The sequence below is a fragment of the Cupriavidus sp. D39 genome (assembly GCF_026627925.1).
Taxonomy (GTDB): Bacteria; Pseudomonadota; Gammaproteobacteria; order Burkholderiales; family Burkholderiaceae; genus Cupriavidus; species Cupriavidus ulmosensis.
Map to the genome: position 1 here is coordinate 316,054 of NZ_JAPNLE010000006.1, position 16,182 is coordinate 332,235.

General features: G+C 60.5%; 15 protein-coding genes and 5 pseudogenes. 16 read left to right on the forward strand and 4 right to left on the reverse strand.

Annotated elements, in window-relative coordinates; all coding sequences use genetic code 11:
* Window positions 1-48: 48 nt before the first annotated feature.
* The 5 genes and pseudogenes from OMK73_RS05640 (at window position 49) to OMK73_RS05660 (ending at window position 3,401) form a co-directional block, all read left to right on the forward strand.
* Window positions 49-1,086, forward strand: a complete 1,038-nt coding sequence (locus OMK73_RS05640) for an IS630 family transposase (RefSeq protein ID WP_267601124.1) — start codon at window positions 49-51, stop codon at window positions 1,084-1,086.
* A 233-nt stretch (window positions 1,087-1,319) separates the two neighbouring features.
* On the forward strand, window positions 1,320-1,538 hold the full coding sequence (locus OMK73_RS05645; protein WP_267601125.1) for a DUF2188 domain-containing protein: 219 nt from the start codon (window positions 1,320-1,322) through the stop codon (window positions 1,536-1,538).
* A gap of 199 nt (window positions 1,539-1,737) precedes the next feature.
* Window positions 1,738-2,046: a hypothetical protein gene (locus OMK73_RS05650; RefSeq protein ID WP_267601126.1), complete on the forward strand. Its 309-nt coding sequence runs from the start codon at window positions 1,738-1,740 to the stop codon at window positions 2,044-2,046.
* Between the two features lie 23 nt (window positions 2,047-2,069).
* Window positions 2,070-2,753: pseudogene (locus tag OMK73_RS05655) on the forward strand (ParB-like protein).
* 327 nt (window positions 2,754-3,080) lie between these two features.
* Window positions 3,081-3,401, forward strand: coding sequence for a hypothetical protein (locus tag OMK73_RS05660; RefSeq protein WP_420715465.1), 321 nt, complete (start codon window positions 3,081-3,083; stop codon window positions 3,399-3,401).
* Between the two features lie 1,256 nt (window positions 3,402-4,657).
* On the opposite strand, the gene OMK73_RS05665 is transcribed toward OMK73_RS05660, so the two are convergent.
* Complete coding sequence (locus OMK73_RS05665; protein ID WP_267601127.1) at window positions 4,658-4,858, reverse strand: hypothetical protein; 201 nt, start codon at window positions 4,856-4,858, stop codon at window positions 4,658-4,660.
* 690 nt (window positions 4,859-5,548) lie between these two features.
* Between OMK73_RS05665 and OMK73_RS05670 the strand changes: the two genes are divergently transcribed.
* A complete protein-coding gene (locus OMK73_RS05670; RefSeq protein ID WP_267601128.1) occupies window positions 5,549-5,860 on the forward strand; it encodes a hypothetical protein in 312 nt (103 codons plus the stop codon).
* Between the two features lie 321 nt (window positions 5,861-6,181).
* Window positions 6,182-7,435, forward strand: a complete 1,254-nt coding sequence (locus OMK73_RS05675) for a polyhydroxyalkanoate depolymerase (RefSeq protein WP_267601129.1) — start codon at window positions 6,182-6,184, stop codon at window positions 7,433-7,435.
* A gap of 288 nt (window positions 7,436-7,723) precedes the next feature.
* Here OMK73_RS05675 and OMK73_RS05680 read toward each other — a convergent pair.
* Window positions 7,724-7,963 (reverse strand): annotated as a pseudogene (locus tag OMK73_RS05680) (IS110 family transposase); the annotation flags it as partial.
* A 578-nt stretch (window positions 7,964-8,541) separates the two neighbouring features.
* On the opposite strand from OMK73_RS05680, the gene OMK73_RS38860 reads away from it, so the two are divergent.
* Window positions 8,542-8,682, forward strand: a complete 141-nt coding sequence (locus tag OMK73_RS38860) for a BON domain-containing protein (protein ID WP_420715480.1) — start codon at window positions 8,542-8,544, stop codon at window positions 8,680-8,682.
* 158 nt (window positions 8,683-8,840) lie between these two features.
* On the opposite strand, the pseudogene OMK73_RS05685 reads toward OMK73_RS38860, so the two are convergent.
* A pseudogene (locus OMK73_RS05685) lies at window positions 8,841-8,988 on the reverse strand (IS5/IS1182 family transposase); the annotation flags it as partial.
* Window positions 8,989-9,064: 76 nt separating this feature from the next.
* On the opposite strand from OMK73_RS05685, the pseudogene OMK73_RS05690 reads away from it, so the two are divergent.
* The 3 genes and pseudogenes from OMK73_RS05690 to OMK73_RS05700 form a co-directional block, all read left to right on the forward strand.
* Window positions 9,065-10,258: pseudogene (locus OMK73_RS05690) on the forward strand (IS4 family transposase); the annotation flags it as partial.
* Between the two features lie 234 nt (window positions 10,259-10,492).
* Window positions 10,493-10,700: pseudogene (locus OMK73_RS05695) on the forward strand (transposase); the annotation flags it as partial.
* A gap of 430 nt (window positions 10,701-11,130) precedes the next feature.
* The gene (locus OMK73_RS05700; RefSeq protein ID WP_267601131.1) at window positions 11,131-11,478 is read left to right on the forward strand and encodes a hypothetical protein; all 348 of its coding nucleotides are present in this window, start codon (window positions 11,131-11,133) and stop codon (window positions 11,476-11,478) included.
* Window positions 11,479-12,368: 890 nt separating this feature from the next.
* Here OMK73_RS05700 and OMK73_RS05710 read toward each other — a convergent pair.
* Window positions 12,369-13,079 carry a hypothetical protein gene (locus OMK73_RS05710; protein ID WP_267601132.1) on the reverse strand — a complete coding sequence of 237 codons (711 nt, stop codon included), beginning with the start codon at window positions 13,077-13,079 and terminating at the stop codon, window positions 12,369-12,371.
* Between the two features lie 515 nt (window positions 13,080-13,594).
* Here OMK73_RS05710 and OMK73_RS05715 point away from each other — a divergent pair.
* From OMK73_RS05715 to OMK73_RS05735, 5 genes are all read left to right on the forward strand, one after another.
* Window positions 13,595-13,885: a hypothetical protein gene (locus tag OMK73_RS05715; RefSeq protein WP_006163268.1), complete on the forward strand. Its 291-nt coding sequence runs from the start codon at window positions 13,595-13,597 to the stop codon at window positions 13,883-13,885.
* Window position 13,886: 1 nt separating this feature from the next.
* Window positions 13,887-14,333 carry a hypothetical protein gene (locus OMK73_RS05720; RefSeq protein ID WP_267601133.1) on the forward strand — a complete coding sequence of 149 codons (447 nt, stop codon included), beginning with the start codon at window positions 13,887-13,889 and terminating at the stop codon, window positions 14,331-14,333.
* A 690-nt stretch (window positions 14,334-15,023) separates the two neighbouring features.
* Window positions 15,024-15,317 carry a DUF6884 domain-containing protein gene (locus OMK73_RS05725; RefSeq protein ID WP_267601134.1) on the forward strand — a complete coding sequence of 98 codons (294 nt, stop codon included), beginning with the start codon at window positions 15,024-15,026 and terminating at the stop codon, window positions 15,315-15,317.
* Complete coding sequence (locus OMK73_RS05730) at window positions 15,314-15,823, forward strand: hypothetical protein (RefSeq protein ID WP_267601135.1); 510 nt, start codon at window positions 15,314-15,316, stop codon at window positions 15,821-15,823. The genes OMK73_RS05725 and OMK73_RS05730 overlap by 4 nt, the downstream gene beginning before the upstream one ends.
* Entirely contained in the window at window positions 15,820-16,062 is a 243-nt protein-coding gene (locus tag OMK73_RS05735; protein WP_267601136.1) for a hypothetical protein, read from the forward strand. The genes OMK73_RS05730 and OMK73_RS05735 overlap by 4 nt, the downstream gene beginning before the upstream one ends.
* Window positions 16,063-16,182: the final 120 nt, after the last annotated feature.

Below are 16,182 nucleotides of genomic sequence, written 5' to 3' on the forward strand. Positions count from 1 at the left end.
GTATTGCAGCATGTATGATTGCGTGGTTACTCTAATGGAGAGGCAGCCATGCGCAGACTCGAGATTGCAGACGCACAGATCATGCAGTTGGCGATTCGACAGGAGATCGAGCGAAGCGAGGAGTCGCGGTATGACCACCGCCTGCACGGGGTGCTGCTGGTCAGCATCGGTTACTCGTGCACTGAAGTGGGCCAGATGTTCGGTCAAGCGGCCACGACAGTTCAGCGATGGGTCCGACGTTTCGAGCGGGGCGGTTTCGACGGATTGCGGGAAGGTGAACGGCCCGGTCGCCCGCGTGCGTTGAATGACTCGCAATGGCGTCGCATCGAGGCGGATCTGCGCAAGACACCACGCGACTTCGGATTTGAAGCGGGCCTGTGGGATGGGCCCGTTCTATCGGAGCACTTGCGTCAGCGCTATGGCATCAAGCTGGGCGTGCGGCAGTGCCAGAGGCTGTTTCGCCAGATGGGTTTCCGGCTGCGCAAGCCGCGCCCGCAGGTCGCCCAGTCTGATCCTGTTCGCGTTGCGGCGGTAAAAAAACTGCGGCGACTGGCAAAGCGCGACGACATTGAGTTATGGAGCCTGGACGAATGCCATTTCCAGCAACACGGATCGCGCTGTCGCATGTGGGTGGCCCCGGAAATCCGCGATCCGGTGTTGATGCATGCGCCGACGCGAAAGTCGGTGGCATGTTTTGGCGCCGTCAGTCTGAGCACGGGTCGCTTCATCTGGCAGGTATGCCCTGTCTTCAACGCAGAAACGTTTGCATCCTTTCTTCGCCAACTACTGCGCCATCGACGTCGCGGCAAGCGCATCGTCGTGGTCCTGGACAACGCCAAGTACCACCATGCCGTTCTGCTCAAACCGTTACTGCACAAATACAGGCGGCACATGACGTTGTTGTTCCTGCCACCATACAGCCCGCAACTGGCGCCTATCGAACGCGTATGGAAACTGACACGGCGCCTGGGGTTACATAACCGGTACTTCGCCACCCTCGTAGAAGTTCTCTCGGCAGTCGACGCCTGCTTCCAGCAATGGAAGAGACCAAACGAGGTACTACGACGACTATGCTGCATTATTTAAGACGTTGTGTTTAACAAGATAGAACCGCAGGAAGCGGACCCGCTTTTCTACGGCTAAGGCTCCGGCTACCTTCCTCACGCGCATCATTGAAGCGCTACCGCCTATCATCGCCCGCTACCGTGATACCGGCCACCTTGCGTCCCCTTCCTGCTTCGTGTTGTCGGACGCTACCTGATAGCTGGCATCTGGCCATCAGGCTAGAAGTTGGGGACAAACCACTGTAGGAGACAGCCATGAAAGGAGACATTCATGTGATGCCCGCAACGGGAAAGCGTTGGGCCGTTGACGTGGAGAGCACTGAGCAAAGCGTGGTCTTTTACGACACACAGCAGGAAGCCATCGCCGCTGGCAAGGTGAAAGCCAGCCGTGACCAGGTCGAATTACTGATCCATGGCCTGGATGGCCGCGTTCGCGAGCGCAATACGTACGGCCGCAATCCACGAAACATCTGAGGGTAGGTAGCTACACTCTCAATCCGCCCTCTATGTGAGAAAGGTGTGGTGTGAGCGCTACGGCCAATAGCAGCCTCCACCAACCCCGCCCGGCCCTTCGTGTAGATGTCCACCCCCGGGTCCACCTGATTGAGCGCCCAGGCCGGCCGCTCGGCCTCCGGCCCCCTGCACGGCAGACACCGGCACTTCGGATAGAGACGTGCGGATTGCCACACTCGAGCGACAAGTTGCCTTGTTGACTGCCTCGCATCTGGCCATGCTACACATCGTCGGCAAACTCGGCGGCTTCGGCAAGTGGGCCGCCTTCTACGAACACTATGCCGATGCCCGCGCCCAGCTCGACACGTTGGGCGCCGTGCCCGTCGCGACGATCACGCCGGTCTCAACCCCTCCTCCAGAGGGCAAGCCACCGAAGCGTCGGCATCTCGCCATACCTCGAAACAGTGTTGCGTGGATCCTGGCGCTCTTACCGCGGCCTTCCTTGACCGGCACCGCGTACACCTCGTGATCGGGCCGGAGCAGGCGCTCTACATGGTAGACCACCACCACTGGGTGCGTGCAGACCTTGGCACGATAAATGACGCCGCCTTCTGGCATTATATGGTCGCCAACCAAATGGTTATCCCGATGACGAGCACGGCAAGCGCCGGCCCCTGAGCGAGCTTGCCGGATACCGTCCATCACATGCGCGACGACCCCTACCGCAGCCTGGCCTTTGTGCAGTTGGCAGGCGGATACCGCAAGGTCAAGCAGGCGTATCCGGACTTCCGCTGGGCAGACTTCTTCCGCCCGTTGGCAGGCGGATACCGCAAGGTCAAGCAGGCGTATCCGGACTTCCGCTGGGCAGACTTCTTCCGCCGCCACATCGACGGCCCGCGCTCGACACCCGTCACAACTTCGCGGTCGCGGTTGCCCACGGATTCCGGCTTGCTCACAGTGCCAAGGCACGCAAGCTGCCCGGCTACGTCGGCAGCCTTCCCTGCGGCGTCCGGCGGGCCATGCGATAACGCGGCCCGTTGGGCTATTGCGCCGCCGCCCGTTGCGAGAGCAGTTTCAAGAGCCGCGCTTCGTCTGCACGCAGGCGGCTGTGTGACCGCAGGCTGCTGGTCGCGGTCACCCTCGGCGCAGCCCGGCATGGCGCCCCGACGCTGCTGCTGGCCTATGCACGCGCCATGCGGCGGGCGTGCCACCCCTGCGCGGAACCGGAAATCGTAAGACTGCATTTTCAAGAAAATCAAGGACATGGCCTTTTTTGGGACGGGGTCCCGCAAAAGAAATAGGGAACTAGTTGGACTACCCTGAACTTGCACCGGAATTCGTAAGACTGCTCCGCACGTCTAAAAGATACGCATTAGGCGCTTGAAATTCGCCGTTTGTTTACGCTCCTCTAAAATGGCCTCCCCACGCTAGACCTCGCGGGTCCCTTGACAACCGCGCGGAATTCCTCAGAATCGCGAGGAGGCTCCTAGCCAGAGCTAGTGTTTCTTGTTTGCTAATCGCCGAGCAAATATTGTTCACGTGCCAAAATGCCGCTTCAAAGCAATGAAGAAAATAATCTGGGGAGAAAATGCCATGCGTCTCTTTTCAAGCTTGGTCAATCCGCCAAGCCCGGAAAAAATCGCGGCAAGGGAGCTACAGAATATGCGCCTTACCCTGTTCCAGGCCGAACGGCGCCTGCTCGATGCGCAGATGCACGTGGATTACTATCGTGACATGGTCGCCTTCTTGGAAGACGTGCAGGCAACCAGCATAGAATGCGTGATCGACAAGCGTCGCTGCGCTCCTGCCCCCGCCCAACTCTCGCAAACTTCGCGCACCACGTCTGACCTCTCCACCGTCTCGGTGGCTCCGTGCGCCGCCTGAACGGTCGCGACTAGCGCGATCGACCGGAAACTAGACCCGGCCGACGGCGGATGGCCGACAATAGCTCATGCGGCATATTTGGGAAACCGAATGGAATGCCTCCCATACGGCTTTGCGAGAGACGGCTGGTGGCAAGCTCGCTGCCGTCTATTTTTTCGCATCGCCGCCCGGTCGCCTTGATGCACCCATCCCCCTCATCGAACCAAACGCATTACCCTGCGCGCCAGACCAGCACGAATCGCAACCCGGCTGCTACGTATTCGGTATGTGTAGTTAGCTGTCGACTGTCTCAAGCGCGGCATTTGTGCGAGTGGCCATGTCGCTACCCCTGGTCCGCCGTTGACTAAGGTGTAACTGGGCCCGGTGGCGTCTCGTCAATGGTTCCTATTGTTTCTCGGCACGGGGCTCGGGACGCTCGGGCCGCTTGGTATGACCTCTCCGACAGCGAGCTGTGGCAGCCGTACAACGTTGGGGTCGGGCTTTCCTACATGCCAATCAATGCAGTACTGTGGAAGCTCTTGGGCATCAGGAAATACCATGCACAACAATAAGATGATCGAGGCAGGGACACGGGTAGGGCGACTAGTAACGCTGGGGCCCCAATACAAGGTGGGTGATGCCTATTTCTGCGACTGCCGATGCGATTGTGGCGCGCTGAAGACTATCCGGGCCTCCAACCTCAGGAGAACCAAGTCGTGCGGCTGCCTGCTGAAGGAGCTAAGAGAGGGCGCCATGCGATCAAGCGGCAACCCGGTGCATGCTCGCTGGGCGCTATCCAATAGGCGAGCCTAGGCAGCCGCCAATCTCCTACGTCGTCCCCATCGTCGTGAGGCAAGCGTCGTGCGCGATGCGCGCGACTCAAGATCAAGAATCCCGTTCAGTATCGGCGCTGGATGCCCGTGTACCTTTATCATCCACTGCGATCCTCGGCCTCGTGGCTGAAGCGGCTTCGTCTTCTGATCCGGCCGTCATGACCGTGAACGACAAGTTCGCCCCCGCTCTGCTTCGCCCCTCCACGCCAGCGGCAATTGCTTCGTCACGCATGCTGTGACGGTGCCTCGTCCGCACCTTCTACCGCGACAGCCCGTCGGCCCGCCTCCATGCGGACCACGTGGATATTGCACGGGGACATATTCTTGTTCTCCTGCGTTGGTTCTTTGACCCTCGTATAGGCCAACGAGCAGGAAACGCCTATCGGATTGCGTCCGATAGTCCTAAGCAACGATAAGTTGTTACTTACGCGAACAGCGATTGTGTCAGTGCGCTTTGGCCAGGGTGTTGAGCATATCACTGCCGCGGCTCGTGATGCTGGGGCGCTTGTGTCCCGAATCCACGCTTTCTAGGTGCACCAGTTGCCGCTCGACGAGCGCTTCGATGGCCGCGCGGTCGAGGTCGGCGATGTTGGGTGCTGCTTCTTCGATCAGCATGAGCGCGGCCACTTCATGAGGTGTCAGCATCGATGTCTCCATTGACCCGTTCTAATAGGTGTGGCGGATAAAGTCCACTCGGTTGTACTGTGCGGCCAGGGTACTAAGAACGAGGGATCGCAAAGTTAATGCATCAGCGGCGGAACGACCATAGGGGCGTGCCCTTACAACTTCGCCATGGGCCTCACGGCTCCTCGCTTGATGGCTGGTGAGAAGCTGCCTAAAGACCTGCTCCGTCGGAAGCTCATAGCAGCATAGATGACAACTGCGAAACAGGGAGGTGGCCCGACGACGGCGTGGGCCACGGGTTACCCCCTGATGTTGCGCGGATCATTGCCGAAGATATTGCGCATCTTGGATGCTGTCATCGCTGCGATGGATAAACAGTTCGACTTGCTTCCGTCGATACCGACACGCCCGGCTCATACACAGCGGCTGCCAACCGCCGCTTGAAATCCTCGCTGATTCGACCGGCCTTCGCGCTTTGCGACTGCCAGCGACTGGCTCTTCCTGTGACTGTGACAAAGTAATTCCCATCAAATAGGGTAATGGGAATTACTTTGGCGTCACTCTACTGAACAGTCCGGTGCTGGCGACCCGCTTACCGTGGTCGCCATTTGCGCATTCTTGCCCTGCTCGAACGGAATTGGCACCGACGCGACGCCGCAGACAGTTGGCGGTGATGATGTGCGACGTTGAGCGACGAAGGGAATAGGAACAATGAACGCATTGCTGATCGAGGAGCATCTGCTGCTCCAGCTTGGACTACGTCAAATGCTCGAAGACATGTTGGCGTCGCGGACGGTCAAATCGGCTGGGGCGCTGACAATGCAGTGTACCTGGCGTTGGACGCCAGGCGTTCAGATGAAATGCGGGGGATCCGCCTGCCGGAATCCCCACCCGGCCAGCGCGCGTGGGGGCTGGCTAGAGCTCGCTCGATGCCTCCAGCGGCGCAACTCGCGCGCGGCCGGCAAACGGCTGGGCGAGCAAGTACCGTTGCTGTATGTCGCCCCGACGGAAGGCTACATGTGAATAAGTGCGCCAGACGAACCTCTTTGTTGGCACTGTGACCCCGTAGATAGCCGAGGGTTCGGAGGTGCTGGAGAGGCTGCGCAACCGTAACTTCGACCTGCTCCTTACCACAGGCCTGACGAGGGAATGCGGGACTCCGGGGACCGTCCGCGCAGCCCCGCCCCCTGGGGCCTGAGCCGACCTCATCCGCGGGTTTCCAATGTAGGGCTATTCCTACAGCGGAAACAGCAAGTTCCGAAAACACATTGCGGCTCCGCCCACTCAAAACATGGTCCTTCCCACACTACGCTGGAATCATGGCGGTTGAAGTGGAGTACAGCCTTGTATCAATTGTATGAACTGCAGAGTGCTGCGTGGGCGCCGTTCCTTCCCTGGCTGCAGGCCAGTGCCAGCTTCTTGGGAGCCTTCGAAAACGCGCCGTCAGCCATCCCTACCCGCTATCTCGCTGCCGGGTGTCAACTGCTGGTGCGGCTATGGAAGCGCTATCCCAAACCGCAATTCGGCCTGACCCAAACGTTGATCAATGGCCATCGCGTTGCGGTCTCCGAAACGGTGGTGTTGGACAAGGCGTTTTGCCGCCTGCTCCACTTTGAGCGCGCGACGTGTCATAGCCAGCCGGTCGTCCTACTCGTCGCGCCGCTCTCCGGCCACCACGCCACGCTGCTGCGCGACACGGTGCGGGCCATGCTGCCAGACTTCGACGTCTATCTCACCGACTGGCGCGATGGCCGTCAAGTCCCGCTCGCCGAGGGCGCCTTTCATCTCGACGACTATGTCGCCTACGTGCGCGAGTTCATCGACTACCTGGGACCGGACCTCCATATCGTCTCGGTATGCCAATCGACCGTGCCGGTGCTCGGCGCGGTTTCCCTAATGGCGAGCCGTGGCGAGCCCACACCGAAGAGCCTCACCCTGATCGGTGGCCCGGTCGACGTGCAGCGCGAGCCCACGACCGTCGACGAGCTAGCCGTCAACAAATCGCTCGACTGGTTTGAGCGAGAAATGATCGACACGGTGCCGGCCCACTTTCCTGGCGCGGGCCGCAGAGTCTGTCCGGGCTTCCGTCAGCACATGGCCTTCATGGCGATGAAAGCGGATCACCACCTGAGATCGCACCTGAACTATTACTTAGACGTGGCCGCAGGCAACACCGAGGCGGCTCAGATGCATCGATGCTTCTATGACGAATACAATGCCGTGCTCGACATGGCTGCCGAATACTACCTGGACACGGTGCGGGTGGTCTTTCAGGAATGCCGGCTGGCATGCGGCACCTGGCGCGTGCGTGGCGAGCATGTGCGCCCGGGCGATATCCGGGCCGGTGCGCTGATCACGGTGGAAGGTGAGCACGACGACATCTGCGGCCCGGGTCAGACCCGAGCCGCGCACGATCTCTGTACCGGTATCGAAGCCTCCCACAAGCATCACCTGACGGCTCGTGGCTGCGGCCACTACGGCATCTTCTCCGGCACTAGGTGGCGCACTGAGGTCTATCCGCGCATTCGCGCTCTCATCTATGGGTACGCGCGTGCGCCCGCCGGCCGCAAGGCTGTCCGGTATCGCGAGGACGGCTGACGACTTAGGGAAAGACTTATGTGGACGCCTCCCGGACTGCAAGCTGATTGACATGGTGGTCGACAGGTGAAGGCAGCACGCTTATGTCCGGCCTGTTTGTGCAGGCCGTACAGCCTGCTGGCCCATATGGAATTCGCTGACGAGGTCCACCATCTGATTATCGAGCATGGCTGCTCACTTTCCCTATCGGGTTTTCCTCGTCCCGGTCCAACCTGTTAGCCATCATGCGATCATTGCTTGCGCTCCTTGAGAAAGGTGAGTTCAGGCCATTGTGGGGCACCCGTCTGGCTATAAAGCGGTGGCGGGTGCCGTGTATCTCATGTCCTTCGCCAATACCGCCCAGATGGTCCTGGCGAGTTTGTTGGCTACCGCAGCCACCACGACATTGAAGGGACGTCGTTTGAGCAATTCGTCGAGCCGGGCGGTTCGTGCACCTTTGATGACCACTAATCTGGCGCCGTGTATGGAGCAGGGTGCGGTGCGGAGATAGGTATCGCCTCGCTTGCTAATGCCGAGCTGGCGCACTTGGGTGAGGAAGTGCGCTCTTTCATCCTTCGCACCTTCATGGACAACGTCCCACCCCGCCACGTGTGGGATCACGTGTACCTTGCGTGCGGCGTTGAGTCCATGGCGGCTTCCTACTGATGTAGGAGATGTTCTTTCCGATAGCGACCAGCTTTCGAGGAACTCGAGTGCTTGCCGAATGGTCGTCTCTTAGACGGAGTCACAGCGGCAGCACAGTGCCGCGAAGTGAGCTGGCGGCATGCCATGCGGCCTGCAGTAGTACAAATAGGAGACAGCGATGAAACCAGTCCAGAAGTTATGTCTTGCCTGCATTATCGGATTGCTTGCCGCTTCGGATGATGCCGCTGCGCTGGAGGACGTGGGCACGGTAGTGGCCGCAACTGACGTTCCTCCTTTGTACAGCCCCCTGGAACGCCGGGGCGTCCTGAGGCAACTAGCGATAGGACATTGCCAATGGATGACCCTGGTGGTATGGCGACGCCCGCGTCGTCGGCGGAATCGACGACGAAACTGAGCGACGGCGCGATCACGACGAGGGTAAAAGCTGAACTCCTCACCGCGAGAGGGGCAAGTCCACCGGAATTCGCGTGAGGACTGAGAACGGTGTTGTGCATCTCGATGGCAAAGTGAAAAGCGACTCGGAGAAGTTGACGATCCTGAACACTACCCGTGCAGTGGAGGGCGTGCAATCAGTCGTGGATGGTCTGCATGTCGGGAAATAGCCTGAGCGGGTAGATGTGATCGGTTCGGTCGTCGCACCACCACCGGGTGGGCGAGCGGGGCGCAAGCGCAAGCCGGGAAGGGCCCGCTCAGAGGTGTCGGTCTTGCTGGGTCCGCAATCGGGCGCAGTCTCGCAAGGGCGATCCGTAAGAGACGGTCAAAGCCGGCGCCAGCAACAGACTCCGGAGCCACAGCCCATCTTGCTAGGCAGTTCGTTCCTGCGAATTCCGCTTCTGAGCACGAAGAGGGCGCCGGCCAAGGCTGCCTTCCGATACCGGCATGCGGCCCGGATACCTGTATCTCCTGGGCTAGGCCCAATACTGTTAACAAATTCGAATTTGTGTTAACTTTCAAGCCTCTGCAACAATAAGAAGAGCTTGAAGGATGGCAAGAACGGAGGCAACGCTGCCCGGCGGTGCGAGGCTCGCGGACCATCTGGCGGTGGGGTATTTGGCGCTGAACTGCTCCCTGGGGCAGGTCAAGGAGGCGCTCGTGAAGTGCGGTGTGCAGACGCGTCTGCGCCGGGATATGCCGCGGGAAGTGCTGGTGTATTTCGTGATGGCGATGTGCCTGTATCCGCGCGTGGCCTATGAGGAAGTGTTTCGGCTGGTGATCGAGGGGCTGCGGCGCATCTACGGCGATCAGGTGCGCGATGCGCAGGTCAGCAAGGCGGCGATCTCGCAAGGGCGGACACGGCTGGGCTGGCAGGTGATGCGCGAGCTGTTCGCCAGACAGGCAGCGCAACGCCCACGAACTGCAGGCGGCGACTATGCGGGCTATCGGGTCATGAGCGTGGATGGCTCGACGCTGGATGTGCCCGATGAACAGGTCAATGCGCAGGCGTTCGGGTATGCCCAGGGCGGGCGCGGTGAAGGCGCGTATCCGCAGATCCGCTTTGTGGCGCTGGCCGAATGTGCGACGCACGCGCTGTGTGAGGTGCAGATGGGCGGGGTACGCGAGGACAGCGAACAGGCGCTCACGCGGCAGCTGTTTCCGGCGTTCTCGAGCGAGATGCTGGTGCTGGCCGATCGCCTGTTCTACGGCTATGACATGTGGCGCGAGGCGGTAGCGACCGGAGCGAAGCTGCTGTGGCGCGTGAAGTCGAATGTGCGACTGCCGTGCGAAGTGCCGCTGGCAGATGGTTCGTACCTGAGCACCGTCTATGCCAGCGACACCGACCGACGACACCAGCGCAACGGCATGCGGGTGCGGGTCATCGAGTATCGCCTGGAAGGCGTGCCTGACGCTGAGCCGCAGTATCGCCTGATCACCAATCTGCTGGACCCGGCGGTGGCACCTGCCATCGAGATGGCGGCGCTGTACCACCGGCGCTGGAAGATCGAGGAGATGTTCGACGAGATCAAGACACATCTGTGCGATGGAAAGAAGGTGCTGCGCAGCAAGACGCCTGATCTGGTACGTCAGGAGTTCTATGCGCTAATGCTCACGCACGCGGCGATTCGTCGACTGATGTATGAAGCTGCACAGGACAGCGGGCAGCGACCCGAAGACTTATCCTTTATTCATGCCGTGCGTGTGCTCAACCGACGCCTGCCCGAGGCGGCGGCTATTTCCCCTGAGCAGTGGCAAAGCTGGAAACAAAGTCTGCTGCGCGAACTCGCCAGCGGCCGCGCGGTGCAAAGCCGCGGCAAGCGCAATCCCCGCGGCGTGAAACGAAAGATGTCGAATTTCCGAATCCGGCGGCGATCCGAGCCGCTGAATCAGCGAATCGTCCCCAAAGTGGTTGTGAAGTGAACAGTATTGGGGCTAGGCCGGCGGTAGCTGTGGTTCGAATCGAGCCAGAAGAGTGCCAAGTGGTACTTTGGAAGGAAGGCGCATATTGGCGTGGACGCGGACTCGGGCCTCGTTCACGCGGTCATCGGTATCGCAGCAAACGTTCATGACACTGCCCCTGCCGAGGAACTGCGGCAAGGGGACGAGATCGACATGTTTTCCGATGCCGGTTACCGGGCGGGTAGACAAGCGGGTGCAGACGCAGGGCGTTCGCTGGCACATCGCTTCCGGTACCGACGGAGGATCTGGCTCCTGCAGCGGTTGCATTGCGGCTGGCTTGTCTGTGACCAGGTGGTAGCGGCCGTTTCGAGTGTCGAGGCGGCCATCCTTCATGGCGACGGCCAGATACGATCGGGGGTGTGCACCTGGCTTGAGGCTCATCGCCTTGGCGATTTCCTCGTTGGTCGCCGGACCGTGCTCTCGAAGGTGGTCGATGGCGCGCTGCACACGGGTCCTCTTCTCGCTCTTGGAATACCGATACAGCGTTTTCCCCATTCCAGAATGCCCCCGAGAAGTGCATAATTTTTGTCAGGTCTATTCTGCGAACATAAAAAATGGCCAGGCGACAGCCTAGATATTACAAGAAGCAGGGCAACGCGGTAGCTGCCCTTCCCATAACGTATGGCTTTAGAGATGGTGCGCTCATCACGTTCCAGTTGAAGGCGCGCCTCGCGCTGGATGCCTTCCGCCGAGGCAACACGACTCTGGACGACGTGGCCGCCATCAACACTGTATTGGCCGTCGGGCTTCTATTATCTACTGACAAGACGGCAGCAGTCGCAGACACTATCGAACAGGCCCGACGCGTACTTTTCGAAGTCGGCTCCCTCATGCAGCAGGTGCTGGGAATCTCCCCCACGGACGAGCAATTCATCCAGGTCGCTGATGGCTTGAGCTACGGCGAAGCATTGCTCGAGGCGGGTACGCGTCGTCAGGTCCGGGACGCGGTCGCAGAGGCGTTGCGCTCGCCAAACGCAATGGGGTTGAGGTGCGATGAAGAATAGCCTGACCTGTCGGTCACAAGTGTCGCGAGCTTGAAGACGTTTCATCACCGCTCAAGCGCCGTCGGCTGAGACCGCTGGAGCCCCTGTGGCACAGTTACGGCCTGTCTCGGTACGAGCCGCGGGCGGTAAAACTTCAGTGAAGATGCCCGTGGACGCTGGTATCTCAACGTCACCGTTCAAGTGCCGTGAGGCGAGGTCCGCCGACGGGCCGGACCGAGGTCGGTATCGACCTCGGTCTCAAGGAACTCTTCGCCACCTCGGATGGGAAGCAGGTCGCCGCCCCATAGCTCAGGAAGGATTTGCTGCACAAGTATTCAACCGCGCTGGTACGAAGGTGCCGCGCCATCTTCGTGGGCAATGTGAACGCTTCCGCCCTCGCGCAGACTCCCTCGCGCAAAATCGGTGCTGGATGCGGGTGGAGCACGTTCCGAACCATGGTGCAGTACAAATGCGATAGCGCAAGCATACGGCTCAAGAAAGTTGTCACGAATCGCCGTATAGAAGCCATTTGATGATCGGCGCATAGGCGCCACCACGGCGTAATGGAGCCAGTCGGTGATCGCCCGTAATGGCTGCTCCACTTCAATCTTGGTGTCGCCCTGGAGGACATGGGCAGAACAAGGGGGCGCTCTCAAGTTACGAGCGATGCATCACTCTTGCACCGAACTTTGCCGATGCTCACTTCAACGCAGCCAGAATTTACGAAACGCTTGGCAACGGAAATCCGGCATTTCAATGCCTACCGCCGGCTGCAGACTTAGCTTGATGCGCGGGTCGAGCGCGCGAGGAGCGGGCTGTGAGACAGGGCTGAGAGTCCCCGCTGCTCAATAGGCTCGGCCGGTTTCCCAGTCGGCCGATCGAAAGTTTGCCGCTCACGGATCCCAGGGGCATCACTGCTTGATGGCATCCCACTGGCACACGCCCGCGCGAGACGACTGCGTGTAAGTCCCTGCCATTCGGGTGGCACTGAGCACAGTGCCCTCCATGTGGACTTTGTTACCTAGCCAATGGCTCGCCTCGATGGTGATCCTCTTGCCTTGGATAGTGCCCGAGTCGATGGTAGCGTTGGACAGCCTACCGGAGATTGCGGCGCGATCCATGTCACTTTGGCTCAATGTCATCGTGCTGGCCCCAGATCCGTAGCTGCACGTCTGGGTCGAGCGCCAGCTCCCAGTCAGATCCACCGGAGCTTCATTTGTGTCTCGAACTTCTGCGCCGGCATCTTTATCACGTGAAGGCGCAGGCCGTCCGACGGGGCGGCAGACCTTGCACGAAATGTCAGATACATTCGCGCGCGTGATTGGCTTGGGTCCAAATACCCGATCAGACCCACGGTTACCTTGGGATAGAATTGTGAAGTAGGGCATGCCGTCGACGTAATAGTCCACTTTTGCACAATTTGGCGTTGTCGATTGGATGTTCAGGTCGGCGCCGTAGGAACCCATTGTCGACTCGGTCGGAATAACGGAGATAGAGGCTGAGCAGGCGCCAATGATTTCCTGGCAGTCGCAATTGTTCCCTTGCGCCCGCGCTGTGCCGACGAAGGCGGAACATAGCACCGAAATGGTAGCGAGCATCTGCGCCAGACGACGAATAGACATAAAGGCAGGCATGGATCGGGGATTGGACTGCGATTTTGCCTTGAAACTCTCGTTTAGAAAGCACCATAGCTGCTCGCTGACAACGAGCGTTGGGGGAACGCGACAAATTGGGGCCGATCCAAGCGGCCAAGCCAATTGAGGATGTTAGTCCGGCCAAAATGCGGTTGCACTACCGCCTTGCAATCGCGCAGCGGCGAACGGCAGTCGACTACTTGCTGCTACGCGCTCCTCGGCCCGAGAGCTGCGGACGACCGCAATCGGGTCGACTCCCCATATCAGGTTAAGTCGAGCCGACCCCAGCAGCACTCGACGGCCTTACTTGAAATCATAGCCCACGGCTCAGTTAATTCACACGTTAACGATTTAACATAAGCCTTATTATGTGATGTGACGGTCACTTTGTATCGAGGCATTGCTCCGTGCAGCCAATCAAGATTGCCTTGGGGGCACCGGGGACGGTACAGTTGGACTACCGGCTAGCAATTGGCCAGCAACAGTAAGTTGGGAGCGAAAGCATGACAGCCAGGGACGACGAGCGCAACGTCTTAGCCCGGTGCGCGGCCGCGTCGCGCGGTGACGTCACGGTAGCCATCGATCAGCGAGAAGCCAACGTCTTTCGTCTTGCCGCGATGGTGCTGCAGTCGCGTTTGCCAGTGGAATCCGTTCGCTTGATGCATGCGAGCGACCAATACTTCCGTCGGTATCCGACCGATAAGGTGTCCAGCGCTGACGTGGTTCGGAAAGGCTGGGTATCGGGCTTGCCTCGGCTGCGCGACATGCTGACTATGCAGTTGCGGCCTCACTGAAATGGCCGGCAACGTTTCCTTTTACACGCGCACGGCACTTGCCGAGGGCCTTCGTGAGCTGTTCAAACAGCTTGAGCAGCGCCTTTCCCTTCGGCAACCCCTGACGGTCTACCTGGCTGGTGGGATGGCGGTGCACCTCTACACGGCAAGCCGCGTCACGACGGACGTTGACGCCGAATTCGCTGGGCGGGTGCTGTTGCCTCAGGACGTGCTTGTGGACGTGGTCTTGGAAGATGGGACGCCTCAGGTCATCTACCTGGACACCAACTACAATCCGACGTTTGCGCTAATGCACGAGGACTACCAGGAAGACTCTATACCGGTGGACCTGGGCCTGGATCAGATACAGGTGCGCGTGCTCTCCCCGTGGATCTCGCTGTCAGCAAAATCGCGCGACTCGCTGATAACGATCGCGAAGACATTCGCGCACTCGTTGCAGCTGGACTGACGTCGGCAGATGAGATAGAGGAACGTGCAACAAGCGCCCTTGGCGGTTACGTAGGCGGAATCGAGATGCTACGCCTCAACCTTCGCGACACACTCGAGATAGCGCGTGAAGAGGAGCGCATCGCCGCTGCGGTGGCGGGTACGAGGGAACGTCCAACGTTCTGACAATTACGGAGGCAGCGCAACGCCCCCAGTGCCCCCACCTCTTCAGGCCAGCCGCCGCCCTACCACGCCACGGCTGCCCTTCCCTGCCACTGCTCGCCACGTCGCCATCGCCGAGTGGTCGAGTCTCCCTGGCCAGCCGGGTCCCCAACCTTTAGCCAGCCTGCCTCGCCCGCGTTGGCTCTCAGCGTCCTCGCCTACGGGGACGAGCCTGTGGGTGACCCAGGCGCCGTCCTGCAGGATTTGATCTCGACGGAGTTTGAGCGCTTCTTCAGTGCCGCTGGGGCGGCCTGGTGATTCACTACGATACGGTTCAACTGGGGATGGACTGCTTGTGCCACGTAACCGTCGGCATAAGCGCGATACGCGAGACCGCACGACACAAGATGCACGTGCCAATCCCCGAGTTGGCCATGCGCAGCGAGGCCTCGCTTGTAGGTGCACGCAACGCCAAGCGCGCCGGACGGGGCATTTGACTGGCCGCGACGAGCCGGCCTTGACTTCATGCCTGCCCCGGTAGATTGGATGTATGTTCATCACCAAGGCGCTTCCGATGCAGGCCCACCCCACCCAGCTTAACCTCTTTGACGAAATCGCTCGCGCATCCGCCGCACGATCACCGGCTCGCCCGTTGGTGCTGATGGCCTGCTCCGCCACGAAGCTCGACCGCCCTGCCCCCGCCATGGACCTGTATCGCGGCGTCATGTATGAAACGTTTCGCGCCCACGTGCGAGCCGACGCGCAGCCCCAGGTCATCATCCTCTCCGCGCAGCATGGCTTTATCCAGCCGGACGCGGAGATTACCCCTACGATGCCCGTATGACCACGGACCGCGCGGAGACCATGCTCTCGGACCTGGCGACGGCGATGGCCGGCGCGGCGTGGCCCGACCAGGTCGGCACGGTCTTTCTCGCCGGTGGCATGCACTACCGTCGCGTGATGCGCGCAGCCGTGGAGCGATTGGCGCGTAAGGTTGGTGCTGGCACCGCGCCGGCGATCGTGGAAACCGGCGGCGGCATCGGGATGCAGCGCTCCCAGCTCGGCCAGTACCTGGACGGCTTGTCCTGCCAACTAACCGAAGAGATCGGGCGCTTTCCCAACGGGGTGCCCTACTTCCGCCACGCTGGGCCGTTCACGGTGGGCGAGCGCGTCATCCACGCCTACCGAAACCTGCCCGGAATTGCGCCCCGTTGGGCAACCGTCCGGAGCATTTTCCAAGGACCCAGTGGCCTGACAGTCGAAGCCGACGTCGAGGAGCGGACGGGAAACCGCGCGCACATCGTTTCCCGTTGGATTGCCCTGAAGAACCTCCACCAGCCGAACCAATGACTATCACCATCACCCTGCAGTTGGAAGCCAAGGCCCTCGCTGCCAACCTCGATGGCACTCCCGACGCCCTGCTTGCCCTCACCCATGCCGGCTACCGCTCCTGGACCAAAGCCAGGCGCCTGCATTTCCCGCCGCCGCGGCGCGAAGAGTTGCTGTTGGAAATCATGCGTTTCTGTGCAGACACAAACCTGCTGGAGTGCCCCCCGACCCTGAGGACGGAGATCGCCAGCAGGCGATAGAAGAGATGCTCGACGCCAGCTATCCGCGCTATGCCCGCCTCAAGCGCCATCCGCATCGCGCATGAGCATGGCGGCGACCTTTTCTCCAGAGCCACACGGCGGCGAGCATCCGTCCGCCTG